The 26,611-nt window shown below is 75.6% G+C and carries 19 protein-coding genes and 1 pseudogene; 8 read left to right on the forward strand and 12 right to left on the reverse strand.

Going from position 1 to position 26,611, the window contains the following annotated elements; all coding sequences use genetic code 11:
• Positions 1 to 7 precede the first annotated feature (7 nt).
• From AC1VL8_RS06105 to mshD, 5 genes and pseudogenes are all read right to left on the reverse strand, one after another.
• Positions 8 to 976 (reverse strand): NUDIX hydrolase, encoded by a 969-nt coding sequence (locus AC1VL8_RS06105; protein ID WP_483074546.1) that lies wholly within the window; start codon positions 974 to 976, stop codon positions 8 to 10.
• Positions 973 to 3,400 (reverse strand): annotated as a pseudogene (locus AC1VL8_RS06110) (RNA degradosome polyphosphate kinase). Before AC1VL8_RS06110 ends, AC1VL8_RS06105 begins: the two are co-directional and overlap by 4 nt.
• 88 nt (positions 3,401 to 3,488) lie before the next feature.
• Positions 3,489 to 4,334 carry a hypothetical protein gene (locus AC1VL8_RS06115; RefSeq protein ID WP_483074547.1) on the reverse strand — a complete coding sequence of 282 codons (846 nt, stop codon included), beginning with the start codon at positions 4,332 to 4,334 and terminating at the stop codon, positions 3,489 to 3,491.
• Positions 4,331 to 5,293 carry a type IV toxin-antitoxin system AbiEi family antitoxin gene (locus tag AC1VL8_RS06120; protein ID WP_483074548.1) on the reverse strand — a complete coding sequence of 321 codons (963 nt, stop codon included), beginning with the start codon at positions 5,291 to 5,293 and terminating at the stop codon, positions 4,331 to 4,333. The genes AC1VL8_RS06115 and AC1VL8_RS06120 overlap by 4 nt, the downstream gene beginning before the upstream one ends.
• An 81-nt stretch (positions 5,294 to 5,374) precedes the next feature.
• Entirely contained in the window at positions 5,375 to 6,289 is a 915-nt protein-coding gene (gene mshD / locus AC1VL8_RS06125) for a mycothiol synthase (protein WP_483074549.1), read from the reverse strand.
• A gap of 107 nt (positions 6,290 to 6,396) precedes the next feature.
• On the opposite strand from mshD, the gene AC1VL8_RS06130 reads away from it, so the two are divergent.
• Positions 6,397 to 7,713, forward strand: a complete 1,317-nt coding sequence (locus AC1VL8_RS06130; protein WP_483074550.1) for an NAD(P)-binding domain-containing protein — start codon at positions 6,397 to 6,399, stop codon at positions 7,711 to 7,713.
• A gap of 96 nt (positions 7,714 to 7,809) precedes the next feature.
• On the opposite strand, the gene AC1VL8_RS06135 is transcribed toward AC1VL8_RS06130, so the two are convergent.
• Complete coding sequence (locus AC1VL8_RS06135) at positions 7,810 to 8,907, reverse strand: LacI family DNA-binding transcriptional regulator (protein ID WP_483074551.1); 1,098 nt, start codon at positions 8,905 to 8,907, stop codon at positions 7,810 to 7,812.
• 190 nt (positions 8,908 to 9,097) lie between these two features.
• Here AC1VL8_RS06135 and AC1VL8_RS06140 point away from each other — a divergent pair, with 190 nt between their 5' ends.
• The 6 genes from AC1VL8_RS06140 (at position 9,098) to AC1VL8_RS06165 (ending at position 16,913) form a co-directional block, all read left to right on the forward strand.
• Positions 9,098 to 10,372: an extracellular solute-binding protein gene (locus AC1VL8_RS06140; protein WP_483074552.1), complete on the forward strand. Its 1,275-nt coding sequence runs from the start codon at positions 9,098 to 9,100 to the stop codon at positions 10,370 to 10,372.
• Positions 10,373 to 10,377: 5 nt separating this feature from the next.
• The gene (locus AC1VL8_RS06145) at positions 10,378 to 11,331 is read left to right on the forward strand and encodes a carbohydrate ABC transporter permease (RefSeq protein ID WP_483074553.1); all 954 of its coding nucleotides are present in this window, start codon (positions 10,378 to 10,380) and stop codon (positions 11,329 to 11,331) included.
• Positions 11,332 to 11,336: 5 nt separating this feature from the next.
• Positions 11,337 to 12,233: a carbohydrate ABC transporter permease gene (locus AC1VL8_RS06150; RefSeq protein ID WP_389233528.1), complete on the forward strand. Its 897-nt coding sequence runs from the start codon at positions 11,337 to 11,339 to the stop codon at positions 12,231 to 12,233.
• 75 nt (positions 12,234 to 12,308) lie between these two features.
• On the forward strand, positions 12,309 to 12,443 hold the full coding sequence (locus tag AC1VL8_RS06155; RefSeq protein WP_483074554.1) for a hypothetical protein: 135 nt from the start codon (positions 12,309 to 12,311) through the stop codon (positions 12,441 to 12,443).
• On the forward strand, positions 12,407 to 15,688 hold the full coding sequence (locus AC1VL8_RS06160) for a GH36-type glycosyl hydrolase domain-containing protein (RefSeq protein ID WP_483074555.1): 3,282 nt from the start codon (positions 12,407 to 12,409) through the stop codon (positions 15,686 to 15,688). The genes AC1VL8_RS06155 and AC1VL8_RS06160 overlap by 37 nt, the downstream gene beginning before the upstream one ends.
• Positions 15,689 to 15,728: 40 nt before the next feature.
• Positions 15,729 to 16,913 carry a glycoside hydrolase family 1 protein gene (locus AC1VL8_RS06165; RefSeq protein ID WP_483074556.1) on the forward strand — a complete coding sequence of 395 codons (1,185 nt, stop codon included), beginning with the start codon at positions 15,729 to 15,731 and terminating at the stop codon, positions 16,911 to 16,913.
• A gap of 125 nt (positions 16,914 to 17,038) precedes the next feature.
• On the opposite strand, the gene acs is transcribed toward AC1VL8_RS06165, so the two are convergent.
• The 5 genes from acs to AC1VL8_RS06190 form a co-directional block, all read right to left on the reverse strand.
• The gene (gene acs / locus AC1VL8_RS06170; protein WP_483074557.1) at positions 17,039 to 19,060 is read right to left on the reverse strand and encodes an acetate--CoA ligase; all 2,022 of its coding nucleotides are present in this window, start codon (positions 19,058 to 19,060) and stop codon (positions 17,039 to 17,041) included.
• A gap of 125 nt (positions 19,061 to 19,185) precedes the next feature.
• Positions 19,186 to 20,439 (reverse strand): hypothetical protein, encoded by a 1,254-nt coding sequence (locus tag AC1VL8_RS06175; protein WP_483074558.1) that lies wholly within the window; start codon positions 20,437 to 20,439, stop codon positions 19,186 to 19,188.
• Between the two features lie 233 nt (positions 20,440 to 20,672).
• Complete coding sequence (locus AC1VL8_RS06180; protein ID WP_483074559.1) at positions 20,673 to 21,533, reverse strand: formate/nitrite transporter family protein; 861 nt, start codon at positions 21,531 to 21,533, stop codon at positions 20,673 to 20,675.
• A gap of 58 nt (positions 21,534 to 21,591) precedes the next feature.
• Positions 21,592 to 22,716 carry a 23S rRNA (uracil(747)-C(5))-methyltransferase RlmC gene (rlmC, locus tag AC1VL8_RS06185; protein WP_483074560.1) on the reverse strand — a complete coding sequence of 375 codons (1,125 nt, stop codon included), beginning with the start codon at positions 22,714 to 22,716 and terminating at the stop codon, positions 21,592 to 21,594.
• A gap of 61 nt (positions 22,717 to 22,777) precedes the next feature.
• Positions 22,778 to 24,217, reverse strand: a complete 1,440-nt coding sequence (locus tag AC1VL8_RS06190; RefSeq protein ID WP_389233507.1) for an NAD-dependent malic enzyme — start codon at positions 24,215 to 24,217, stop codon at positions 22,778 to 22,780.
• Between the two features lie 106 nt (positions 24,218 to 24,323).
• On the opposite strand from AC1VL8_RS06190, the gene AC1VL8_RS06195 reads away from it, so the two are divergent.
• A complete protein-coding gene (locus AC1VL8_RS06195; protein WP_483074561.1) occupies positions 24,324 to 25,202 on the forward strand; it encodes a cell filamentation protein Fic in 879 nt (292 codons plus the stop codon).
• 166 nt (positions 25,203 to 25,368) lie between these two features.
• Here the strand turns inward: AC1VL8_RS06195 and AC1VL8_RS06200 are convergent, their stop codons facing one another.
• The gene (locus AC1VL8_RS06200) at positions 25,369 to 26,331 is read right to left on the reverse strand and encodes an HAD family hydrolase (protein ID WP_483074562.1); all 963 of its coding nucleotides are present in this window, start codon (positions 26,329 to 26,331) and stop codon (positions 25,369 to 25,371) included.
• Between the last annotated feature and the right edge of the window lie 280 nt (positions 26,332 to 26,611).

The following is a 26,611-nucleotide window of genomic DNA, read 5'->3' on the forward strand; positions in this document are numbered from 1 at the left end:
GCGGCGGTCAGCCCAGCGGGGTGTGCACCTCGACCGCCTCGACGCACGGGTCGCCGGGTGCGCCCGTGACGTGGCAGACCAGCACCTGACCCGGCTTGAGGAACGGGTCGGACTCCGGCAGCAGCGGTCGCACCCGGCCGCGGGTGTGCTCCGCGATGACGCCCAGCACCGTCGGCAGCACGGGGCGGTGCGTGCACAGCGCGAGGTCGGTGCCGGTGCGCAGCACGTCGGCGACGGTGCCCGCGGTGGTCGCGGGGGCGTCCTGGTGGCTCGCCTCGGTGAGGGGGTCGTCGTCGATCGCCGTCAGCCCCGCCGCCTGCGTGTACGGCGCCACGGTGTCGTGGCAGCGGGTCCACGGGCTGGTGACCACCTGCGCGACGCCGTACGCGGACAGCACCGGCACCAGCGCCGTGGCCTGGTGCCGGCCGGTCTCGGTGAGCGGGCGGGTGCCCTCGCCCTGGTCCCAGGCGGCGCGGCGGCGCGCGCGGCCGTGCCGGACGACCAGCAGCGCGCGGGTGTCGAGCCGGCCCCTGCCGTGCGCCTCCACGAGCGCGGCCAGGGGCTCGCGGTCCTCGGCCCGGGTCAGCCGGCGGTGCGCCTCGTCGGCGTCCATCCAGCGCACCAGGTCGATCTCGTCCTTCGACGCGTGCTCGGCCGGCGGGCGCGCGTGCACGGCCGGTCGGTCGGGGCGGCCCGCGACCTGCGCCGCCCAGTAGTGCACCCGCTTCTGCCGGCCGTCCGCGAGGGCGTACTCGAGGCCGGGCAGCGGACGGCCGAGCACGATCTCCAGGCCGGCCTCCTCCTCGACCTCGCGCACCGCGGCGGTCACCGCGTGCTCGCCCGGCTCGAGCTTGCCCTTCGGCCACGACCAGTCCTTGTACCGCGGCCGGTGCACGAGCACGACCTGGAGCCGGCCCTGGCGGACCCGCCAGACCAGCGCGCCCGCGGCCTCGACGACGACGGGTCCGGCCCTCACCGGCTCGCGCCCAGCCGCCGGCGCTGGCGGTAGATCAGCACCGACTGCAGGTCGCGCAGCGGGCCCTGGTCGCCCTGGGCGTGCCGCGTCCACGCGCCGTCCTGCCCGAGGTGCCAGGAGGACGTCTCGTCGGACATCGACTCGTCCAGCAGGTCGACCAGCTCGGCGACCTGGTCGGGGTCGGCCAGCCGCACCAGCGCCTCGACGCGGCGGTCGAGGTTGCGGTGCATCAGGTCGGCGGAGCCGATGTAGACCTCGGGGCCGGGCTGCCGGTCGGCCTCGTCGTCCCGGCCCACGTCGGCGACCTCGCGGGGGACCCCCGCGTCGGCCGCGAACGCGTAGATCCGCGCGTGCTCCAGGAACCGGCCGAGGATCGACCGCACCCGGATCGTCTCGGACAGGCCGGGGACCCCGGGGCGCAGCGCGCAGATGCCGCGCACGCACAGGTCCACGTCGGCGCCCGCCTGCGACGCCCGGTACAGCGCGTCGATGATGGCCTCGTCGACCATCGAGTTGACCTTGATCTTCACCCAGGCGGGGCGGCCCTCGCGAGCGGCCTGCGCTTCCCGATCGATCCGCTCGATCAGGCCCGCGCGCACCGAGCGCGGTGCGACCAGCAGGCGGTGGAACCGGGACTTCGGGGCGTACCCGGACAGCTGGTTGAACAGCCGGGTCAGGTCCTGGCCGACGTCGGGGTCCGCGGTGAGCAGCCCGAGGTCGGTGTAGATGCGCGCCGTCTTCGGGTTGTAGTTGCCCGTGCCGACGTGGCAGTACCGACGCAGCCCGTCGGACTCCTGTCGCACGACCAGGGACAGCTTCGCGTGGGTCTTCAGCCCGACGATGCCGTAGACGACGTGCACGCCCGCCTGCTCGAGCTTGCGGGCCCACTCGATGTTGGCCTGCTCGTCGAACCGCGCCTTGATCTCGACCAGGGCCAGGACCTGCTTGCCCGCGTCGGCGGCCTCGATCAGCGCGTCGACGATCGGGGAGTCGCCGGACGTCCGGTAGAGCGTCTGCTTGATCGCCAGGACCTTCGGGTCGGCGGCGGCCTGCTCCAGGAAGGTCTGCACCGACGTCGAGAACGAGTCGTACGGGTGGTGCAGCAGGATGTCGCGCCGGCGGATCGCCGCGAACACGTCCGTCGGCGTCGAGCTTCTCCACCTCCGCGAGGAACCGGTGGGTCGTCGGCACGAACCGCGGGTACTGCAGGTCCGCGCGGTCCAGGTCGGCGATGACGTTCAGGCCCGTGTGGTCCAGGGGCGCGGGCAGCTCGTAGACCTCGTCCTCGACCACGTCGAGCTCGCGCACCAGCAGCTGGCGGATCCGCGGCGTGATCGAGTCGGCGATCTCCAGGCGCACCGGCGGGCCGAACCGGCGGCGCAGCAGCTCCTTCTCCATCGCCTGGAGCAGGTTCTCGGCGTCGTCCTCCTCGACCTCCACGTCCTCGTTGCGGGTCACCCGGAACGTGTGGTGCTCGCGCACCTCCATGCCGGGGAACAGCTGGTCGAGGTGCTGGGAGATGACGTCCTCGACGGGCACGAACGACATCGGCCCGCGGTCCGTCGGGGCCTGCGCGGTCGCGGCGCTCGGGCGGCCCCGCGCGTCGACGGCGATGTACCGGGGCAGCAGCGGGGGCACCTTCACGCGGGCGAAGTGCTCCTTGCCGGTCGCCGGGTTCACCACGACGACGGCCAGGTTGAGCGACAGGCCCGAGATGTACGGGAACGGGTGCGCCGGGTCGACGGCCAGCGGCGTCAGCACCGGGAAGATCTGCTTGCGGAAGTACTTGCGCAGCCGATCCTGCTCGGCCTCGCCGAGCTCCTCCCAGCGCACGAGCGTGATGCCCTGGGTCGCGAGCTCGGGCTGCAGCGCCTCGGCGAACACCCGGGCGTGCCGGGCGGCGAGGTCGTGCGCGCGGGCGCTGATCGTCTCGAGCACCTGGCGCGGGCTCAGCCCGGACGCGGCGGTCACCGCCAGACCCGTGGCGATGCGGCGCTTCAGGCCCGCGACCCGGACCATGAAGAACTCGTCGAGGTTGGACGCGAAGATCGCCAGGTAGCGCACCCGCTCCAGCAGCGGCTGCGTCGGGTCCTCGGCGAGCTGCAGCACGCGCTCGTTGAACGCCAGCCAGCTGACCTCGCGGTCGAGGAACCGGTCGGCGGGCAGCGGCTCGAGCTCGGTGACCGCGCCGTCGACCTCCGGGTCGCCGACCGGGGCCACCGGCGCGATGTGCTCGGCGATGTGCGCGGCCAGCTCGGGCGCGAGCGGCCGCGCGCGGGTGGACGTCGCGGACGTCGCGGGGGCGGCCTGGGTGGTGCGCCGGGCGGCGGTGCCCGTGGCGGTGCGGGAGGCGGCCGGCGCCGCGCCCGCGGCACGCCGGGTGCGGCCCGTGGCCGCGCCGTCGGAGGGAGTGGCGTCGCTCATCGGGACATGGTGTCACCAGGACGTGTCCGACGGGTGACCGAACGGCGACCCGCAGGTGCGGAGCGGCGGGTCGCTCGTGCCCAGGGGGTCACGAGAGCAGCGTGGCTCTGATCGCGCGGCAGTACCGGGCGAGGCGCTCGTCGCCCCGGCGGGGCCACCCGGGCAGACCGGGGTGGACGAGGTTGTCGGTCAGCAGGTCGTCATCGACGGTCGCCCAGGCCGAGGTGAGCTCGTCCTGGCGGTCGGGCACGAGCATGGCGCGCGCCTCGGTGACCAGGAGTCGCACCGCCGCCTCCTGGACGTCCATCTCGCTCGCGATGAGGAGGTCGTGCCCGGCGGGCGAGTCGTAGAGGGTGTCGAGGCGATCACCGTCCTGCTGGTACCAGAAGAGGGCGGTCGCGAGATCGGTGGCGTCCTTGTACTGCCCGTCGGCGGAGCGATCTGCCCACGCCTTGAGCTTGAGGGTGGTGTAGCCGGCGATGCTGGGCAGCCGTACGGTCCGGCCGCTCTCGAGCCGCACCTGACCTGCGCGGGCCCAGACATCCTGGAACCCGAACACGCTCATCGGCTCGTCCCCGGGTTGCCGCGCGGCGACCGTGCCGTCCGGCGACTCGACCGGCTCCCCGAACGGGACGACGTCGACGGTGATCCCGGCGATCCGGTAGCGGATCCTCGAGCTGCGGCCCTTGACCCGCTCGAGCGACCCGGTGATGGCGTCGTAGTGCTGCCACCCGCTGACCGCGACGGCGATGTCGAGGTCGTCGGTGCTGCGCAGGTGGGAGGGGTCGTGACCGGCCGACCCGTGGAGGAAGTCTCGGCAGACCGCCCCCACGACCATCACGTCGGGGAGGCCCGGGCTGATCGCGTGCAGCGCCTCGGCGACGGGACCGACCGTGAGGTCGAGCGCCGCGAGCACGTCGGTCCGCTCGGTCACAACTCACCTCGCATCGTCCCGGCCACCTCACGCTGGCGCGGGTCGTTCGAGGCGAGCAGGTCCGCGTAGACCAGCAGGGGTGGTGCGGTCTCGACCCCGGGCTCCTCGTCCCACCTCCCCGGCTCGGTCCAGAAGGCGTGGCGGACGATGATGTTCGCGGGCTCGTCCGGTCCGGGGCGACGCCAGCGCGACATGATCGCGGCGCGGGGATCGAGGTCGGCCGCGTACAGCACGAGGTCCGGCCCCGAGATCCCGTGTGCTCCACGCTCGCCGCTGACGTAGACCCGGTGACCGAGCGCGGGCCAGGCGTCTGGTGCCGGCTCGCCGGCGTACCGGGCCCGCTCGGTCGCGCGCCCCAGGCCGAGCGGGTAGGAAGCCGCCCACAGGTCGATGAGCTCGTCGCGTCGCACCAGCCGTCGCGAGCTCGTCAGGTAGCGCTCCTCCTCGAGCAGCTGCATCGTCTGGTGCGCGGCGGCGGTCGAGACCCCTGCCGCCTGGCCGATCTCCCGCAGCGAGCGCGTCAGGAGCGTCGGCCAGGTGAGTACGGCGAAGATCGCCTGCGCGCGTCCTGCGCTCATCAGGTTGCGCGAGGTGGCCGCTGGTGGGGTGGTGCCGGCCAGGGGGGCGAGTGCGCGCGCGCTCACGTCGACGAGCACGCCGGGACCGCGCAGGTACACGTTGCCCGAGGTGTCCGCGTACCAGCCCCCGGTGTCCCGGATCAGCCGCGCGACGGCAGGCGTGACCCGGGCCGCGAGGTAGACGCACTCGCGCGGCCCCGGGCGGCGGTGCCGGAGCGCGTGCGCAGCCCCGGACGGGGGCAACCAGGCGACGTCCCGCGTCAGCCGGTGGCCGTCGAGCTCGAAGGTGGCGGTCGTGCCGTCGGCCTCGAGGTGGATCCCGTGGGACTGCAGCGCTCGGGCGATCGCGTCGAGCGTCTCCTCGGCCTCGTGGTCCTCCATCGCGCGAGCGTACATCGAAAATGGACGTCCACTCCCAGTGAACGCCTCGTCGTCGTGGGTCCACGCCGCCAGGAGCGGACGTCAGGACAGCCGGAACACCGCGTCGACCGCCGACCGCTCGAACCCCACCGCCCGGTAGACCCGGATCGCCGTGGCGTTGTCGCCCTCGGTGTAGAGCACGACCCGCGGCACCCCGCGGTCGGCGAGGTGCGCGAGCATCCGCGCGGTGAGGGCGGGGCCGAGCCGGCGGCCCTGGGCGTCGGGGTCGACGCCCAGGGCGTAGACCTCGCCCTCGGTGGCGTCCGGCACCTTGGTCCAGCCGAAGCCGAGCAGCCGGCCGTCCTCCTCGGCCAGCAGCAGCCCCGCGGGGTCGAACCACGGCTCGGCCTCCCGGTCGGCCAGGTCCGCGCGGGTCAGCCGGCCCTGCTCGGGGTGGGCGGCGAACGCGCGCGCGTTCACGGCGACCCACGCGTCCTCGTCGCGCCCGGGCTCGAACGCCCGGATGGTCACCCCCGGGGGCAGGTCCGGGACGGGCGGGACGACCAGCGGGTCGAGGGCCATCTGCCAGAGCTCGCGGACCTGCGGGAGGCCGCGCGATGCCGCCAGCGCGCGGGCGGGCGGGAGCGCGCCGTGCGCCCAGACCGAGACGCCGTCGGCGCCGCGCGCGCGGGCTGCGTCGAGGGCCGCGTCGAGCAGCGCCGTGCCGGTGCCGCGGCGGCGGGCTCCGGGTGCGGCGACGACCTCGGCGGTCGCCAGCGCCGGGTCGCGCAGGTCGACCTGGGCGTACCCGACCGGCGCCGTCGTCGGCCCGGCGAGCAGGTGCACGACGCCCTCCGCGCCGCCCGCCAGCCACAGCAGGGGCTGCTCCGACAGCGGCGGCACCCCGTCCGCGCGGGCCGCGTCGGCGGCGAGGTCGCGCACCGCGGCGGCGACGTCGGGGGGCAGGGGGCCGGTGCGGACGTCGACGGCGGGCGGGGTCGGGCGGGGGTCGGTCACCGGTCCATCACACCACTGCGCACCGCCCCGCGCGGCGGGGAGCTCCACCGCCCCGCGCGGCGGGGAACGCGGGCAGGCCGGGCAGCGTTGGTCCTAGAGTGCTGGAGATGACCTCGACCCCCGCCCGCGCGGACGTCGTGGTCGTCGGAGCCGGGCAGGCGGGCCTCGCGGTCGCCGCCCACCTGGCACGGGCCGGGTTCGTGCCGGCCGACGCCCCCGGCTCCGGCGCACCCACCTACGTCGTGCTCGACGCCGCCCCCGGACCGGGCGGTGCCTGGCGCGAGCGCTGGCCCGGGCTCACGATGCGCACCGTGAACGGCGTGTTCGAGCTGCCCGGGCGGCCGCTGCCGTCCTTCGACGCCGACGAGCCCGCCTCCCGCGCGCTGACCCGCTACTTCGGCGAGTACGAGCGCGACCTCGGGTTGCCGGTCCGGCGGTCGGTGCAGGTGCGGCGGGTCCGGGACCTCGGCGGCCCCGAGCACCTGCTCGCCGTGGACGCGGTCGAGGAGGCCGTCCTGCCGACGCCCCGACGGCCCCGCGACCCCGGGCTGGCCGCGGTGCCGCCCGCGACGCCCGACGACCGGCTCGGCGGCGGGGCCGGCGCGGACCGGCCCGCACCGGCGGCCGTGCCCACCCGGGTCGAGCCCGCCCGCGCCGAGCCCGCCCGCGCCGAGCCCACCCGGGTGGCCCGCACCTGGCACACCCGCGCGCTGGTCAACGCCACGGGCACGTGGACGAAGCCGTTCTGGCCGTCGTACCCGGGGGTCCGGGAGTTCGCGGGACTCCAGCTGCACACGCACGACTACCGGGGGCCGGAGCAGCTCGCGGGCCGGCACGTGCTGGTCGTCGGCGGCGGCATCTCGGCGGTGCAGCACCTGCTCGCGATCCAGGACGCGGCGGCGTCGACCACCTGGGTCACCCGCCGCCCGCCGGACTGGCGCGACGCGACGTTCACGCCCGAGCTCGGCCGGGACGCCGTCGCGCGGGTCGACGAGCGGACCCGCGCGGGGCTGCCGCCGCAGAGCATCGTCGCGGCGACCGGGCTGCCGATGACGGAGGCGTACCGGGCGGGCATCGAGGCGGGCGTGCTGCGGGCGCGGCCGGCGTTCGAGCGGCTGGTCGCGGACGGCGCGCGGTGGTCGGCCGCGGCCGCCGGGGGTCCGCTCGCGGACGGCTGGGTCACCGGCCCGGAGCACGAGGTGGCGGACGCGGTGCTCTGGGCGACCGGGTTCCGTGCCGCGCTGGACCACCTGCGCCCGCTCGGGCTGCGGGACGCGGGCGGCGGGATCGTCATGGACGGCACCCGCGTGGTCGCCGACCCCCGCGTGCAGCTGGTCGGCTACGGCCCGAGCGCGAGCACCGTCGGCGCCAACCGCGCCGGCCGCGCCGCGGTCCGCCAGCTCCGCCGCCTCCTGGGCGTCTGACCGTCCGCGCACGCCCCGCGAGGTCGAGGGTTCGTGACGGATCCGGCCCGTGAAACCCTCGACCTCGCGTGAAACCCTCGACCTCGACCGGCGAGATCAGGGGGTGGGCGGGCAGCCGCAGCTGGCGCGGCGGACGACGCGGACGTCGAGGCGGTGGGACTCGGGGGGGCTCGCCGGGGCGCCGGCGTGGCGGACGAGGACCTGGACCGCGAGGCGGCCCATCGCGGCCATCGGCTGCCGGACGGTGGTGAGCGTCGGGGTCGCGAGGCGGCCGGCGAGGATGCCGTCGAACCCGGTGACCGCGACGCGCTCGGGCACGGGGACCCCGCGGGCGGTCAGCAGGTCGAGGACCGCGAGGGCGAGCTGGTCGCTGGCGCAGACCAGGGCGCGGGGGAGCCGGTCGGCGGCGACCAGGTCCGCGAGCACGGAGAACCGGCCCGGCTCGGCGAGGTCGGTCGGGTCGAGGGGGTCGGCGGGGACGGGCAGCCCCAGCGCGCCGAGGGCGTCCTGGAACCCGGCGAACCGCTCGGCGTAGTCGGGGGTGGTGAGCCGACCGACGAACCCGAGGTCCCGGACGTCGTGGTCGCGGGCGAGGTGCTCGACGAGCTCGCGCATGCCTGCGCGGTTGTCGACCGTGACGTGGTGCAGCCCGTCGGCCACCGGCGGCATGCTGAACGCGACCACGGGGATCCGGCGGGCGACCTGCTCGAGGGTCTCGACGTGGGTGGGCCCGGGGAACAGCGCGAGGCCGTCGACCCGGCCGGCGACGTCGGTGACGGAGGCGCCCGAGCCGGTGCCGCTGCTGAGCAGCAGGGCCTGGCCGCGCTGCCAGCACTCGATCTCGAACCCGCGCTGCACCTCGTCCACGTAGAGCGGGAAGGCGCGGGGGTCGACGTCGTCGTCGGCCGGGTCCGCGGGGGCTGCCGGGTCGGCGGGGGCGGTCGCCGCGTCGGACCCGCGCTGGGGTGCGGCGAGCAGCAGGTCGAACGAGTAGAGGCCGAGCGCGCCGGTGCGCCCGTGGGCGAGCCCGCGGGCGCTGGCGCTGGGGACGTAGCCGAGGTCGCGGGCGGCGACGAGCACGGCGGCGCGGGTCGCCTCGCGCACCCGCTCGGGCTGGCGGAACGTGAACGACACCGTCGCGATGGACACGCCGGCGCGCTCGGCGACGTCGTAGACGGTGGGACGACGGGGCACTGCTCACCTCCGGTGCGGGCGCGTTCGATCGTAGGGGGTCGAGCGCGGCGGCGCGTCGCCGGCGCCAGCGGTTGCGCACGGGCGTCTATGCGCTTAACATCACACACGATCTAAGCGCATAGAAAGACTGCGCGGCGCTCCGTGGCGCCGGTCAGCCGCCGCTGCTCGTCCGTTCGAGGAGGAACGAACCATGATCCGTCCCGCTGCGCGCGTCGCCCTGGTGACCGCGCTCGCCCTGACCGCACTCACCGCCTGCGGCCGCTCCGACGACACCGGCTCGTCGGGGAGCACCGACGCGTCCACCCTGTCCGCGGGGGAGGCCACCGGCGACCTGACCGTGTGGGCCATGGGTGCCGAGGGCGAGGCCCTGCCCGACTTCGTCGACGAGTTCGTCGCGGCCAACCCCGACGTGAACATCGACGTCGTCCCGATCCCCTGGGACGCGGCCCGCGACAAGTTCCAGACCGCCATCGCCGCCGGCACCACGCCGGACCTCGCGATGATGGGCTCCACCTGGATGGCCGAGTTCGGCGACGCGTTCGCGCCGGTGCCCGACGGCATCGACACCAGCGACTTCTTCGAGGGCCCGCTCGCGACCACCGAGCTCGACGGCACCGCGGTCGGCGTGCCCTGGTACGTGGACACCCGCGTGCTCTACTACCGCACCGACCTCGCCGAGCAGGCCGGCTGGACCGAGCCGCCGGCCACGCAGGCCGACCTCAAGCAGATGGCCGCGGACATCCAGGAGAAGGCGGGCACCGACTACGGCATCCGCCTGCAGTCCGCCGGCAACGACTCGTTCCAGGGCTCGCTGTGGGCCGCGTGGTCCAACGGCGCCAGCCTGACGAACGACGACGCCACCGAGTGGACGCTCGACACCCCCGAGATGGTCGAGTCCTACGAGTACTACACGTCGTTCTTCTCCGACGGGGTCGCCGACGCCCAGGCCGACCGGACGCCCGGCGCCCAGGAGGCCGAGTTCGTCGCCGGCACCACGCCCATGCTGATCGACGGCCCGTTCATGATGGGCGCGCTCGAGCAGCTCGGCGGCGAGGAGTTCGGCGACCTGTACGCCACCGCGCGGATCCCCGCCGGCGAGTCGTCGACGTCCTTCGCGGGCGGCTCGAACCTCGTCGTCTTCAAGGACTCGGACAACGCGGACGCCGCGTGGAAGCTGGTCGACTGGCTGACGCAGGCCGAGACCCAGGTCTCCTGGTACGACGCGACCGGCGACCTGCCGTCGCAGCAGGCCGCGTGGGACGACCCGACGCTGGCCGACGACGCCAAGCTGGCCGTCTTCGGCGAGCAGCTCGAGGACACCGTCGCCCCGCCGGTCACCACGACCTGGGTGCAGGTGAACGCGGCCGCGGACTCCGTGCTCGAGCGGATGACCGTCAGCGGCGAGGACCCCGCGAAGGCGCTCGCCGAGCTCCAGCAGCAGGCGACGTCGATCGGCATGGGCTGACCTCCATGTCGACCACAGCCACCCGTGCGGCCGGGGCCACCAGCCCCGGCCGCACGGCCCGGGCCTCGCGTGGCCCGGCCGCCGCCCGGCGCCGCCGCCAGGGGTACGTCGCCTGGCTGTTCGCCGCACCGTTCGTCCTGGTGTTCGGGTTCTTCATGCTGGTCCCGCTGGTGTCGTCGTTCGCGATGTCGTTCACCGACTTCACCTCGCGCGACGTGCGGACCCCGTTCGCCGTGAACTTCGTGGGCCTGCAGCAGTACCTCGACCTGTTCGGGGACGCGCGGTTCCTCAAGTCCCTCACCGTCACCGGCACGTTCGTGGTCGTGGGCATCCCCGTCACGATGGCCATCGCCCTGGCGCTGGCCGTCGCGCTCAACTCGGGCGTCAGCCGGTTCCGGTCGGCGTTCCGCGTCGGGTTCTACGCCCCCGTGGTGACCAGCATCGTCGCCGTGTCCGTCGTGTGGCGGTACATCCTGCAGCCCGACGGCCTGCTCAACACCGCGCTCGGCTGGGTCGGCATCGACGGGCCCAACTGGCTGAACTCGACCACCTGGGCGCTGCCGTCGCTGATGATGATGGCCGTCTGGCGCAACGTCGGCACGCTCATGGTCATCTTCCTGGCCGGCCTGCAGGCCGTGCCCACCGAGGTGCAGGAGGCCGCCGTCATGGACGGCGCGAGCCCGTGGCGCCGGTTCGTCAGCGTCACGCTGCCGCTGCTGCGCCCGACCCTGCTGCTCGGCGCCGTGCTGATCTCGGTCGGCTACCTCCAGTTCTTCGAGGAGGCGTTCGTCATGACCCAGGGCGGGCCCCTCGACTCCACGCTGTCCACGGCCTTCTACACGTTCGAGCAGTTCGGCTTCGGCAAGTACGGGTTCGCCTCCGCGGCGTCCTACGTGCTGTTCCTGGCCATCGCGCTCCTGAGCCTGCTGCAGTTCCGGCTGCTGCGTTCGAAGGACTGAGGCACATGGCACTCGCCACCCCCGCGGCCCCGAACCCGGCCGTCGACCGGCTCGCGCAGCCGGCCCCCCAGCGCCGTCGCCGCCGGTTCACGACCGGCCGCGCGCTGACCTACACGGTGCTGACCGTCGGCGTCGCCGTCTGGCTGCTGCCGTTCGTCTGGATGGTGCTCGGCTCCGTCAAGACGCAGCGCGAGATCCTCATCAAGCCGCCGACGATCTGGCCCGAGAACCCGACGGGGGACAACTTCGCCCGCTGGTTCACGGACCTGAACTTCACGCAGTTCTTCACCAACTCGGTGGTCGTCGCCGTGGTGACGGTGCTCGGCAACCTGGTGTTCTGCTCGATGGTCGGCTACGCGCTGGCCAAGATGGAGTTCCCGGGCAAGAAGCTGCTGTTCACGCTCGTCATGGTGATGCTGATGGTCCCGGGCGTCGTGACGTTCGTGCCGCTGTTCGTGCAGGTCACGTCGCTGGGGCTGCTCAACACCTACCCGGCGCTGATCCTGCCGTTCCTCACCCAGCCCATCGGGGTGTTCCTGATGCGCCAGTTCATGCTGGGCATCCCGGAGCCGCTGATGGAGGCCGCGCGCATCGACGGCGCCGGCGAGCTGCGGGTGTTCGCGCGGATCGTCATGCCGCTGTGCGGGCCGCCGCTCGCGACGCTCGGCATCCTCACGTTCCTCGGCTCGTGGAACAACTTCCTGTGGCCGCTCGTCGCGGCGCAGAGCCAGGACATGTACACGCTGCCCGTCGCGCTGTCGCTGTACTCCACGGGCCAGCAGGCCACCGACTACGGGCTGCTGCTCGCCGGCGCGGTGCTCATCATCACGCCGATCCTGCTGCTGTTCGTCGCGCTGCAGCGGTACTTCATCCAGGGCGTCGCGACGGCCGGCCTGAAGTAGCCGGTCCCGCCGCACCCGCCCTGCCCGCACCCCGCCCTGCCCGCACCCCGCTCGCACCACCGAGGTGACTCCGCCATGCCCCGCACCACCACCCGCCCCCGCCGCCTGCCCGAGCGCGTCGCCGCGCTGCGCACCCCGACCGGCCTGGAGGTCGAGCCGCCCCCGCCGGGGACGTGCGGACGATCCGGGCCGCGGGCGGCCTGCTGGTGAACCAGTACGTCCCGGGGCCGCACGACGCGGCCACGGGTGGGCTGCACCTGCGCCGCACCACCGCGGCCGGGACCACGACCGTGCCGCTGACCGGCGCGCGGTCGACCGCCGCGCACGCGACCGGCGCCGGCTGGGCCCGGTGGGACGGTGCGGGGCTGGGGGCGCGGTGGACCGTGCACCTGGTGCTCGACCCGGAGCAGAGCGCCTGGGTGTGGCGGGTCGACCTGCGGCCGGTCGACGTCCCGGCGGGGGCCGTCTACGACGTCGCGGTGCTGCAGGACCTGGCGCTGTCCCCGGAGGCCGCCGCGCAGTCGTCCGAGCCGTACGTCAGCCAGTACGTCGCGCACCGGCTGGAGACCGACCCCCGGTTCGGCCGGGTCGTGCTGTCCCGGCAGACGATGACGACGGCCCCCGCGCTGCCGCTGGTGGCGACGGCGCTGGCCGAGCGCGCGCGCTCGGCGGGCACGGACGCGTTCGACCTGCTCACCCCGCGGGTCCGGTCCGGCGGCGTCCCCGCGTTCGCGACCGGCGGGCCCTGGCCCGACCGGGTGCGCCAGCACGAGATGGCCACGGCCGGGCTGCTGTCCCGGCCGACCGACCTCGCCGAGCCGTGGACGCTGCACGCCCTCGCGCGGTTCTGGCCGGACCGCCGCGGGGAGATGACCGCGGCGCTGACGGACCTGCCGGCGCTCGCGGACCGCCTGGTCGCGCGGGCGGCGACCGCGGCCGGGGCGTCCGTGCCGGCGGCCCCGGGCCGGGACGAGCGCTCGCTGCTCGCGACCGCCCCGCTGGTCACCGGGGACCCGCTGCCCGAGGCCGACCTGGCGGCGCTGGCCGACGCGGTCCGGTTCCCCGAGCACGACGCCGGCGGCCGCCTGCTGTCGTTCTTCGGCACCGACGGTCGGCACGTGGTCCGCGGCGACAAGGACCAGCTGCTCGACCGCCCCCACGGGCACGTGCTGCTCAGCGGCGACGCGCTGTCGCCCGACCGGCCCACGCTGTCGACCACGGTGTTCGCGCACGGGGTGGTCGGCTCGCACACGGTGCTCGGCAACACCTCGTTCGACCGGTTCGCCGGCGTGCACCGCAACCACCTCAACCTGCTCCGCTCGAACGGGGTCCGGGTGCTGGTCCGCCGCGACGGCGACGCCCCGTGGGGGCTGCTCGGGCAGCCGTCGGCGTTCGTGCTGGACGTCGGCGAGGCGCGCTGGCTGTACCGGCTCGGCGACCTGGAGGTGCAGGTCCGCACGACGGCCGCCGCCGACCGGGCGCTGCTGCTCACCGAGGTCACCGCGTCCCACGACGTCGACCTCCTGGTCACGACGGACGTCGACCTCGGCGCGGGCGCGTGGCACGTGCAGGACGTCGACGGCGGGCTCGCGTTCCGCGCGGACCCCGGCACCGACGTCGCCGCGCACCACGCCGCTCTCACCTACGTGCTCGCCGCGCAGGCGCGCGGTGCCGCCGGGCCCGCCGTGGTCGCGGGCGACGGCGCGCTGTTCGCGGACGCCGAGGACCGCGGCACCACCGTGGTCACCGTCCGCGCGACCGGGCGCCACCTCGCGCTGGCCGTGACCGCCGACCTCGCCGACGGCGCCGAGGCCGCGCCGCTCGCCGCCGCCGGGCTGCGCGACGGCCTGGACGCCGCCGAGCACGCCGCGCAGCACCGCCGCACCCTCGACGCGCTGACCCGCGGCCTGCGCGTCGGTGCCGGGTCCCGGTTCGCCGAGCTCGAGACGCTGCTGCCCTGGTGGGCGCACGACGCCCGGGTGCACTTCCTGGTCCCGCACGGCCTCGAGCAGTACTCCGGTGCCGCGTGGGGGACGCGCGACGTCTGCCAGGGTCCGCTGGAGCTGCTCCTCGCCGCGGGGCGGCGCGACACCGTCCGCGACGTGCTGCTGCGGGTGCTCGCCGTGCAGGCCGTCGACGGCACGTTCCCGCAGTGGTTCATGTTCGACGACTACGCCGAGGTGCTCCAGGACCACGCCCACGGCGACGTCGTCGTGTGGCCGCTGTTCGCGCTCGGCCAGTACCTGCGGGCCTCCGGCGACGTCGGGGTGCTCGACGCGGTCGTGCCGTTCCGCGACGGCGCCCCGGCCACCGTCCGGGAGCACGTCGAGGCGGCGCTCGCGCACCTGCGCAGCCACCAGGTCCCCGGCACCGCGCTGCCCGCGTACGGCGAGGGCGACTGGGACGACACCCTCCAGCCCGCCCGGCCCGAGATGCGCGAGCGGATGACCTCCACGTGGACGTCCGCCCTGACGTTCCAGGCGCTGACGCTGCTCGGCGACGAGCTCGCGACCGCCGACGCCGACCTGTCCGCCCGCCTGGTCGCGACGGCCGACGCGCTGGTCGCGGACGTCCGCCGGCTGCTGATCCCCGACGGGGTCGCCGCCGGGTTCGCGACGGTCGACGACGGGGAGGTGCAGCCGCTGATCCACCCGCGCGACGGGTCCACCGGGCTCACCTACCGGCTGATCGCGATGACCCGGCCGATCATCGCCGGGCTGTTCGACGACGAGCAGGCCGCCCGCCACGAGCAGCTCGTCCGCCGGCACCTGCACTTCCCCGACGGCGTGCGCCTCGTCGACCGGCCCGCGCGGTTCGCCGACGGGGAGGTCGAGTCGTTCCTGCGCGCCGAGCAGGCCGCGTTCTTCGGGCGCGAGGTCGGCCTGATGTACGTGCACGCGCACGTGCGCTGGGTCGAGGCGCTCGCCGGGCTCGGCCGCGCCGCCGTCGGCGAGGAGCTGCTGCGCCTGTCCCCGATCGGGATGCGCGACCGGGTGCCCAGCGCCCTGCCCCGCCAGCGCACCTGCTACACCTCGTCGTCCGACGCGACGTTCCCCGACCGGTACACCGCCGCCGCCGGGTTCGAGGGCCTGCGCACCGGCCAGGTCCCGACCGCCGACGGCTGGCGCGTGTACTCGTCCGGCCCGGGCATCTTCATCCGGCAGGTGCTGCACGGGCTGCTCGGCCTCGAGGAGCGCGCGCACGTGCTGGTCGTCGACCCGTCGCTCGCGCCGTCCGACGACGGCCTGGAGGTCGACCTCGTCGTGGGCGGGCGGAGCCGCCGCGTGCGGTACCGCGTCGACCCCGCCGCCACCGGCGTCCAGGTCCGTGCCGACGGGGCGGCGGTGCCGTCGACCCCCGCACCACGCCGCTACCGGGCCGGGGGCGCCGTGCTGGCGCTCGCGGACCTCGGCGACGCGGACGTGCTCGACGTCGTCACGCCGCCCGGGTCCTGACCGGACCACCTCCCCGACCCCCGACCGAGAGGACCCCCGCATGACCACCCGACGCTTCCCCGAGGGCTTCCTCTGGGGTGCCGCGACCGCCGCCCACCAGATCGAGGGCAACAACGTGAACTCGGACTGGTGGGCGCGCGAGCACGCCCCCGGCACCGACCTGCGCGAGCCCAGCGGCGACGCCGCCGACAGCTACCACCGCTACCCCGAGGACATCGCGCTGCTCGCCGACCTCGGCATGAACACCTACCGGTTCAGCGTCGAGTGGGCCCGCATCGAGCCCGAGCGCGGCTTCGTGTCCCGCGCCGAGCTCGCGCACTACCGGCGGATGGTCGACACCTGCCACGAGCACGGCCTGACGCCGTCGGTGACGCTGCACCACTTCACGCACCCGCGCTGGTTCGCCCGGCTCGGCGGCTGGCGCCACCCCGAGGCCGCGGACCTGTTCGCCCGGTACACCGAGGCCGTGCTGCCCGTGCTCGGCGACGACGTCGAGTGGGTGTGCACCATCAACGAGCCCAACATGGTCGCGATGACCCGCGGCGAGGAGGGCACCGAGATGACCGCCTCCCGGCTGCCGGCCCCGGACCCGCAGATCACCGACGCGCTGATCGAGGGCCACCGCCGGTCCCGCGAGGTGCTGAGCCAGCTCGGCCAGGTGCGGTCCGGCTGGTCCGTCGCCACGCAGGCCTACCACGCGATGCCCGGCGCTGAGGAGGCCACGAAGGCCTACGGGTACCCCCGCGAGGACATCTTCCTGGACGCCGCCGCGGGCGACGACTGGATCGGCGTCCAGGCGTACCTGCGGACGTTCATCGACACCGAGGGCAACCCGGTGCCGGTCGCGGACGACGTCGAGAAGACCCTGATCGGCTGGGAGTACTTCCCGGCGGCGCTCGGCATCGGCGTCCGCAACGCCTGGGAGCGCACCGGCGGGGTGCCGGTCGTCGTCACCGAGAACGGCATGGCCACCCAGGACGACGCGCGCCGCATCGACTACACCCACGACGCGCTGGTCGGCCTGCACGACGCGATGGCCGACGGCATCGACGTGCGCGGCTACCTGCACTGGTCCGCGCTCGACAACTACGAGTGGGGGTCGTACGAGCCCACGTTCGGCCTGATCGCGTGGGACCGCGAGACGTTCGCGCGCACCCCGAAGCCCAGCGCCCACTGGCTCGGCGAGGTCGCCCGCACGGGCACCCTCACCCACCCCACCCGCTGACCCACCCGCGGACCCACCCGCGGACCCACCCGCCGAGGGCGCATGAGACACCGCGAGGGCGTACGCCACGGAGTACGCCCTCGTGGTGTCGCGTACGCCCTCGCGGGTGGGGTCACGGGGGAGAGCTATGGCTTCGGGGTCGCCAGGCCCTTCTCGATGAGGTCCATCACCGAGGAGTCGGCCAGGGTCGTCGCGTCGCCGACCTGCCGGTGCTCGGCGACGTCCCGCAGCAGGCGCCGCATGATCTTCCCGGACCGGGTCTTGGGCAGCTCCGGGACCACCAGGATGGTGCGGGGCTTGGCGATCGGGCCGATCTGCCGGGCGACGTGCGCGCGCAGCTCGCTGGCGACCTCCTCGGCGGTGCCCGCCACCGCGTCCCCGCGCAGGATGACGAACGCGACGACCGCCTGACCGGTGGTGTCGTCGCGGGCGCCGACCACCGCGGCCTCGGCGACCGACGGGTGTGACACCAGGGCCGACTCGATCTCGGTCGTCGACAGCCGGTGCCCGGACACGTTCATCACGTCGTCGACCCGGCCGAGCAGCCAGATGTCGCCGTCGTCGTCCTTCTTGGCGCCGTCGCCCGCGAAGTAGATGTCCCGGAACCGCGACCAGTACGTGTCCCGGAACCGCTGCTCGTCGCCCCAGATGCCGCGCAGCATCGCCGGCCACGGCTCCGTGAGCACCAGGTAGCCGCCGCCGCCGGGCGGGACGGGGTGCGCCTCGTCGTCGACCACGTCCGCGGCGATCCCCGGCAGCGGGGTCTGCGCCGAGCCCGGCTTCGCGACGGTGACGCCGGGGAGCGGGCTGATCATGATCGCGCCCGTCTCGGTCTGCCACCAGGTGTCGACCACCGGGGTCCGGTCGCCGCCGATGACCCGGCGGTACCAGGTCCACGCCTCGGGGTTGATGGGCTCGCCGACGGAGCCGAGCACCCGCAGGCTGCTCAGGTCGAACCCGGCGGGCACGTCCTCGCCCCACTTCATGCAGGTCCGGATCGCGGTCGGGGCGGTGTAGAGGATCGAGACGCCGTACTTCTGCACGATCTCCCACCAGCGACCGCGGTGCGGGGTGTCGGGGGTGCCCTCGTAGATCACCTGGGTCGCGCCGTTCACCAGCGGCCCGTAGACGACGTACGTGTGCCCGGTGACCCAGCCGACGTCCGCGGTGCACCAGTAGACGTCAGTCTCCGGCTTGAGGTCGAAGACGTTGAGGTGCGTCCACGCGGCCTGGGTCAGGTACCCGCCCGTGGTGTGGAAGATGCCCTTCGGCTTCCCGGTCGTGCCGGAGGTGTAGAGGATGAACAGCGGGTGCTCCGCCTCGACGGCCACGGGCTCGTGCTGGTCGCTCGCGCCGTCGACGGCGTCGTGCCACCAGACGTCGCGGCCCTCGGTCCAGGCGACGTCCTGCCCGGTCCGGCGTACGACCAGCACGTGCCGGACCAGCTCACCGGACCCCTTGGCCAGCGCCTCGTCGACGGTGGGCTTGAGCGCGCTGGCGGCACCGCGCCGGTAGCCGCCGTCCGCGGTGATGACGACCGCGGCCTCGGCGTCGAGGATCCGGGTGTGCAGCGCCTCGGCGGAGAACCCGCCGAACACCACGGAGTGCGGCGCGCCGATCCGGGCGCAGGCGAGCATCGCGACGACGGCCTCGGGGATCAGCGGCAGGTAGATCGCCACCCGGTCGCCGGTGCGGACGCCGAGCGCGGTCAGGGCGTTGGCCGCCCGGGAGACCTCGCGCTGCAGGTCGGCGTAGGTCAGCGTGCGGGTGTCGCCGGGCTCGCCCTCGAAGTGCAGGGCGACGCGGTCCCCGTGCCCGGCCTCGACGTGCCGGTCGACGGCGTTGTACGCGGCGTTCAGGCGGCCGTCGGCGAACCAGCGGGCGACCGGTGCGCCGGACCAGTCGAGGACCTCGTGGAACGGGTCCGACCAGTCCAGCAGCGACCGGGCCTGCTCGGCCCAGAACTCCAGCGGGGAGGCGTTGGCCCACGCGTACAGCTCGGCGTGCGCGTTCGCCTGGGCCGCGAAGGCCGGGTCGGGCGGGAACCGGCGGTCCTCGGTGAGGAGGTTCTCGAGCCCCGGTGTCGCGGACGACGGCGGGCCGTCCCCGGGCTCGGCGGGGCGGGGGGTGGAGAGGTCGAGGCCCACGTGTCCTCCAGCGCAACGACGTCGGTGCGATCCGGCGCGGGAGGGGCCCGCGTCTGCCACCGCACTCTAGTAGGACTTTCGTCCCGTGCCCGGCGAACGCGGAGGTGGGGCGCGGTGCCCCGCGGTCAGACGCGGGGCAGCCACCGGCGGCGCGCCACCGCCAGCACCAGGCCCGCCACCAGCAGCAGCGCACCGACCACGAACACCGTGCCCGACGTCGCCGTCACGGTCGCGCGCACGACGGACCCCCGGGTGGCGTCGGTGGCGAACCAGCGGACGACGTCCACGTGCGTCGTGGCCGGGACGTACAGCAGCACCACGCCGACGACCGAGGCCACCAGCCCCGCGGTCAGGGGCACCGCCGGCGACCACAGCCCGAGCCCGAGCACGACGGCGAGCACCAGCACGCCCGCGGTCACCAGCAGCACGCCGACCACGTCGTAGGACGCGTCCCAGCCCGGCGCCTGCGCGGCCAGCACCCGGGACTGACCGAACACCACGGTCCAGACCCCGACCGCCCCGACCAGCAGCCCCACCAGCACGCCCGCGAGGTGCCGGCCCACGCCGCCACCGGGTCGGCGCGCGGGCGTCTCGACGACGGCGTCCCGGCGGGACCGGGTCTCGGGGGCCTCGTGGCGTGCGGCGCCGGGCGGCACGGCGGCACCGGCCGGCACGGCGGGCAGCGGCTCGCGCGGCGTCGCCGGGGCCGACGGGTCGCCGTAGGGGACCGACGCGTCGGACGGGCCGGTGCCGGGCAGCGCGGCGGTGTCGAGCGTGTCGGTGCCGGGGGCCGGGGCGAGCGGGTCGTCGTCACCGTGCGGGGCGGCCGGGGTCCCGGTGACCAGCACGGCGGCGGCGCGGGCCTCGGCGCCGCGGAAGCTCGTGCGGCGCACCGCCTCCGCCGGCGGGACGGGTGCCGTCGGGGTCGCCGGGCTCGCGGTGGGGGCCGCCGGGGGCGTGCCGGTCGCGGCGGGCAGGGGGGCCGTCGGGGCGCCCGAGCCGTCCGACACGACCGCGGTCGTCGCCGCGGTGGTGGCCGGCAGGACCGGGGGCGCGGGGTCCTCGGGTGCGGGAGGCACCGGCGCCGGGCGGGAGGCGCGGTGCGCGCTCGTGCCGCGGGACGGGGTCGCCGGGGTGGGGCGCGGGTCCGTGGTGCCGGGGCCGTCTGCGGCATCGGGCGTGGCGACGGAGGACGGCGCGGCCGTGGCCCGCGGCGTGCCGGCCGCGTCCGCGGCGTCGGTCGAGGTCGGTACGGGGCCCGGGCGGGTCGTCGTCTCGGACCCGGTGCCCGCCCCGGTGCCCGCCCCGGTGCCGGCGTCGGTGGCGCCCGTCGCCGGGGCGGCGTCGTCCTGGTGCTCGCGGTCCGGCGTGCTGCTCATGGCGTTCTCCCTCGTGGCCGTCCGGCGCCCGCACGGCGGCAGCGCCGGCGTCGCCCGCGCCCGCCCCGCGAGGCGGGTCCGGTCTCTGCGACGTCACCGGTCAGGTCACGTCCGTGCTCGGTACGACCGTAGAGCGCGCGTGCCCGGTCCGCCGGGTGGCGCGCCCGGAATGCCCGATCCCGCGGGGTTCTCGCGCGGAGCCCACCACGCCGGGTCGGCGCAGGGAGAGCGGGTCAGCGCGGGGTGGGGACCGCGTCGGCGAGGGCGGGGGGAGCCGCGACGGCGGGCTCGGCCGGGGTGGGCTGCGGGTCGGTCGTCGCGCGCGCCGGTGCGGCGGCGACGGCGTTCGCCGCGCCCACCAGCAGGCCGCCACCGACGAGGTTGCCCAGCCCGACGAACAGCACGTTCCGGGCGAACTCGACCACCGTCGCGTCCGGCATCCCGCTCATCAGGCCGAGCGAGAACGTCGTCATGTTCGCCACCACGTGGTCGAACCCGGAGGTGATGAAGACCATCACGCACGCGAAGATGACGACGATCTTCGCGATCTCGGTCTGCAGCCGCCCGGCGCACCAGATGGCCAGGCAGACCATGAGGTTGCACATCACGCCGCGGAAGAACAGCTCGGTGCCGGTCTCGGCGGCCTTGTGCTCGATCATCGAGGCGATCATCCGGCCGGCCGGGGTGTCGGGACCGAACGCCCCCGACAGCCGCAGGACCGCGGCCAGCAGGATCGCGCCGAGCAGGTTGCCCGCCAGGCACGCGAGGAGCGTCGCGCCGGCGCGGCCCCACGAGATCGCGCCGCGCATCGCGCCCTGGGTGAAGACCATCATCGCGGAGGTCGCGAGCTCGCCGCCCGCCACGACCACGATGGTCAGCGCGACGCCGAACACCAGGCCCTGGACCAGGGGGGTGAAGCCCGAGCCCGCGTCGGCGAGCGGTCCGCCGGCGGTCGCCATGATGACGACGCCGAGGCCGATGTACAGGCCGGCGAGCATGGTGTTCACCAGGTAGACGCCGGGTCGGCGGGCCAGGTCGGACTTGGTCCGCGCCGCGTGCGTCTGGTACTCGAGGGCCTCGCCGACGGTCAGCATGGGGTCCAGCCTGCCGTCGGCGTGCGCCCCGCACGTGGGACGAAAGACCGCGCCCCGGTCAGGCGCGGGTGAGGGCGACGACCGCCTCGTAGTGGCCCGTCTGCGGGAACATGTCGAGCACGCGCCCCTGGGTCGGGCGCAGCGACGGCATCGCCGCGAGGTCGCGCGCCAGGGACGCCGCGTTGCAGCTCGAGTAGACGACGTCGCGCACCCCCGACGCCTCGAGCCACCCGGCGAGCGCGGGCCCGATGCCCCGGCGCGGCGGGTTCACGATCACCAGGTCCGGGGGCGCGTCCGCGGCCAGCGCGAACGCGGTCGCGTCGCCCGCCGCGAACCGCACCCCGGCCAGGCCGAGGTCGTCGCGGCTCTGCTCGGCGCTGGCGACCGCCTCGGTGCTGGTCTCGATCCCGACGACCTCCCGGCCCGCGCCCGCGACGTGCAGGGCGAACCCGCCCACGCCGCAGTACAGGTCCCAGACCGTGCGCGGCGCGGCGTCGTCGACCAGGTCCCGGCCGATCCGGTAGAGCGCGGCGGCGACCGCGGTGTTCGTCTGGAAGAAGCTCTGCGGGCGCAGGTGCAGGTCGATGTCGTTGACCCGCATCCGCAGCGTCGCGCGCTCGGTGAGCACGACCTCCTGCTCGCCCTCCAGCACCGCCTTGTGCTCCGGGAGCAGGTTCGCCGACACGACCACCGCGCGCGGCAGCGCCCCCAGCAGCCACGGCAGGTGCTTGCGCAGCCGGGGCAGGGCCTCCGTGGACCGCAGCACGAACCGCACCATCAGCTCGCCGTCCGGCGACTCGGTGACCAGCACGTACTTCAGCTCGCCGCGGCGAGTCGGGACGTCGTAGGGGACCAGCCGGGCGAGCGACACGAACGCGGCGACGACCGGCAGCGCCGCCTGGAGCGTCGCCGGGTACAGGCCGCAGTCCCGCAGGTCGACGCCCGCGCCGCCGGGGTCGAGGATCCCGAGCGTCGGCGCGTCCACCGTGCCGCCGACGGCGAGCTTCGCCTTGTTGCGGAACCCTCTCTCGGCGCTCGCGACCGGTGCCCGCCAGTCCACCGGCCCCACGGGCGCGAGCAGCTCCGCGCACCGCTGCTGCTTGGCGGCGAGCTGGTCGGCGTACGGCTGCTCGATGAGGGTGCAGGACCCGCACCGGGCGGCGTCGAAGTGGTGGCACTGCACCGGTCGATCGTACGGCGCGGGCCGGTCGCGACCCCGGGGGCCGCCGGCGCGGGCGGTGCCGTCAGGTCCGCGGGGCGGGCACCAGCGCGACCGCGCCGGTCTCGGGGCGGACCTCGCCGCCGCTCGCCACGTGCGCGACGGCGGCGGCCACCGTCGAGGCGACGTCCGGGTGGAACACGCTGGGGATGATGTACGCCGGGTTCAGCTCGTCGTCGGTGACCACGGAGGCCAGGGCGCGCGCCGCGGCGAGCAGCATGTCGTCGGTGATGACGTGCGACCGCGCGTCGAGCAGACCGCGGAACACGCCCGGGAACGCGAGCACGTTGTTGATCTGGTTCGCCACGTCGCTGCGGCCCGTGCCCACGACGGCCGCGTGCTGCGCCGCGACCACGGGGTCGACCTCCGGTCGCGGGTTCGCCAGGGCGAACACCACGGAGTCCGGGGCCATCGTCGCGAGGTCGTCGCCGGTGAGGATGTTCGGGGCCGACACCCCGATGAACACGTCGGCGCCGGCCAGGGCGCCGCGCAGCTCGCCGGTCACCCCGCGGGGGTTGGTCCGCTCGGCGATCCAGCGCAGCTCCGGGGAGGCCAGCGCCCGCCCCGGGTGCACGATCCCGTCGACGTCGGCGACCACCACGTCCCGCACCCCGGCCGAGAGCAGCAGCTTGAGCACCGCCGTCCCCGCCGCGCCCGCGCCGGACAGCACGACCCGCACGTCCTCGATCCGCTTGTGCACGACCTTCAGCGCGTTGGTCAGCGCGGCGGTGACGACGATCGCGGTCCCGTGCTGGTCGTCGTGGAACACGGGGATGTCGAGCCGCTCGCGCAGCCGGCGCTCGACCTCGAAGCACCGCGGTGCCGAGATGTCCTCGAGGTTGATCCCCGCGAACACCGGCGCGACCCGCACGACCGTCTCGACGATCTCGTCGACGTCCGTGGTGTCGAGCGCGAGCGGGAACGCGTCGATCCCCGCGAACCGCTTGAACAGCGCGGCCTTGCCCTCCATGACCGGCAGCGCGGCGAGCGGGCCGATGTTCCCCAGCCCGAGCACGGCGGTGCCGTCCGTGACCACGGCGATCGTGTTGCGCTTGATCGTCAGGCGGCGGGCGTCGTCGGGCCGCGCGGCGATCGCCTCGCAGACCCGCGCGACGCCCGGCGTGTAGGCCATCGACAGGTCGTCGCGGTTGCGCAGCGGCACCTTCGACTCGATCGACAGCTTGCCGCCGAGGTGCATGAGGAACGTCCGGTCGCTGACGCGCTCGACGTCCACCCCGGGCAGCTCACGCAGCGCGGCGGTGATCTGCGCGGCGTGCTCCTCGCCGCTGGTCGCGCACGTCACGTCGACCGTGAGGCGCTCGTGGCCCGACGCCGTGACGTCGAGCGCGGTGACGATGCCGCCGGTCTGCTCGATCGCCGAGGTCAGCTCGGACACGGCGGTCGGGCGGGCCTGGACGTGCAGGCGGGCGGTGATGGACGAGGACACGCTCGGCGTCGAGGGCATGGGGTCAGTGTGGCCCGGATCACGCTCCGACGCCCACGCCTGACGCGTCCGGCCGGCCTCGTGGCGAGCGCCGGCGCCGCCGCGGGCACCTCGTAGGGTGGCGCGCGTGCTGCCCCTGCCCCCGCGACGCGCCCCCGCGGCGGACGACCCGCTCGCCCCGCTGCTCGACCTCCCCGGCGTGCGCGAGGCCGTCGACCGGGCGCGGACCGCGTGCGAGGAGCTGCGCTGGCACGAGGCGTTCCGCCGCCGGTGGCGGGAGGTGCGCGCGGAGGCCGACCTGCGGGCCGCCCGGGCCAGCGCCGCGGTCGACGGCGCCCGGGTCCCGCTGGACGCGCTGCGCGGGGTCGCGACGGGGGAGGCGCCCGGGACGGACGGTGCGGCGCGGGTGGCCGCGGGGTCGCTGCGGGCCACCGTGCTCGCGGCCGGCTGGCGTCCGGACCTCGGCGGCCGGGCGGAGCCGGTGGTGCCGCCGCTCGGCCAGGTGCTGGCGCGGCTGCACACCGCCGCCGGCGCGGGGTGGCTGCCCGACGCCGACCTGGGCCGGGTGCGCGGCGCGGGGGTCGACCCGCGGGACCTCGGCGGTCTCGGGGCGGCCCCGTCGGGCGCGGAGGTCGCGGACCGGCTGGCGCTGCTGACCCGTACCGTCGCGGCGACACGGGTCCCGGCGCTGGTCGTCGCCGCGGTCGTGCACGGCGAGGTGCTGGCGCTGCGCCCGTTCGTCGCGGGGAACGGCCTCGTGGCGCGCGCGGTCGCCCGGATGCTGCTCAGCGGCCGCGGGCTCGACCCCACCGGGGCCGTGGTGCCCGAGGTCGCGTGGACGGCGACGCCGCACCCCTACGTCGCGGCTGCCGCGCGGTTCGCGACCGGGACGCCCGAGGGGGTCGCCGGCTGGGTGGCCGCGGCGTCCGGGGCGGTGGTCGCCGGGGCCGCCGAGGGGCGCGCCGTCGCGGACGCGGTCCTGGCCGGGCGGCTGGGCGGCGCCTGACCTCGGGTCCACCGGTCCGGGCACGACGACGGCGTCCTCGCGGACGCCGTGGCCGAACCGAACGGCACGAGGGGTATCAGGCGTGCAGGGTGTTCGTCGGGACGGGTCGAGCCCGTCCGACGCGTCCTATGCGTGGACGGATCGCGCGTGGGTTCCTTCGTGTCGTTCAGTTGTGCCGCCCATCACACCCCCGGTGCGGGCGCGCGCGGAAGAGTGTCGGGCGAACTCGCAGGTGGACGCCGCCCCCGTGACCGCGGTGCGAGACCGCTGTCCGACCCGTGGGACGGCCGTCGTGCGGAGACCGGCGGCGTCCGCGCGCCACGACGACCGCGCCCGCCGCCACGGCGGCCGCCGCGAGCGCCACGACGGCGACCAGGCCGGCGGGCCGGGCGAGGACCCGGACCGCCAGGGGCCGGTGCAGCTCGACCGACGCCCAGCCCTCGCGCTCGGCCAGCCGGCGCAGCGCGCGGTCGGGGTGCACCACGACGCCGTGGCCGACGGCGGCGAGCATCGGCGCGTCCGTCGCGGAGTCCGTGTACGCGGTCGACCGCGCCAGGTCGTAGCCCCGGCGCTCGGCGAGCGCGCGCATGGCCGCCGCCTTGGCCTCGCCGTAGGCGTAGAACGCGATCGCGCCGGTGTACCGGCCGTCCGCGACCTCCATGCGGCTGGCGATCACCTCGTCCGCACCCACCAGCGCGGCGATCGGCCGGACCAGCTCCTCGCTGGACGCCGACACCACCACGACGTCGTGCCCGGCCGCGTGGTGCTCCGCGATCAGCTCGAGCGCCCGGGGCGACAGCACGCCGTCGACCGCCTCGTGCAGGTGCGCGGCGACCACGGCGGACACCCGGGCGACCTCCCACCCCGCCACGGCCGCGGACAGCCGGGCACGGACCCGCTCCGTCCGGCCCTCGGTGGCGCTGCCCAGCACGAAGGCGACCTGCGACGCCGCCGACCGCAGGACCGCGCGCCGGGTCAGCAGGCCGCCGCGCAGGAACGGCCGGGCGAACGCGGTGGCCGCCGAGGTCGACAGCAGGGTCTTGTCCAGGTCGAAGAACGCGGCGGCGCGGCCGCGCCCGCCGCGTGCGTCGGGGGGCTCCGCCGTCGGGGCGCTGCTGCTGCTGCTCATGGGCCCGATCCTCCTCGATCGACGATATCGAGCCCCGCCGAGCCCTCCACAGGCAGGGAGGCCGCGCGTGGTCCCCAGGACGGGCGCGGGTCGGTGGCGCCGGGGCGCGGAGGGCGGGAGCGTCGGGGCCCACGGGTGCGGCGACGAGGAGGACGGCGATGACGGAGCGGGGTCGCAGGGTGGGTGGCGCGGGGTCGGGCAGGGCGAGGCCGGGCGGGGCGGGGTCGGGCGGGGCGGGGCTGGTCGGCGTCGTGGGGGCGCGCGGCGGGGCGGGGGCGAC

The sequence above is a fragment of the Cellulomonas sp. KU4C genome (assembly GCF_056868065.1).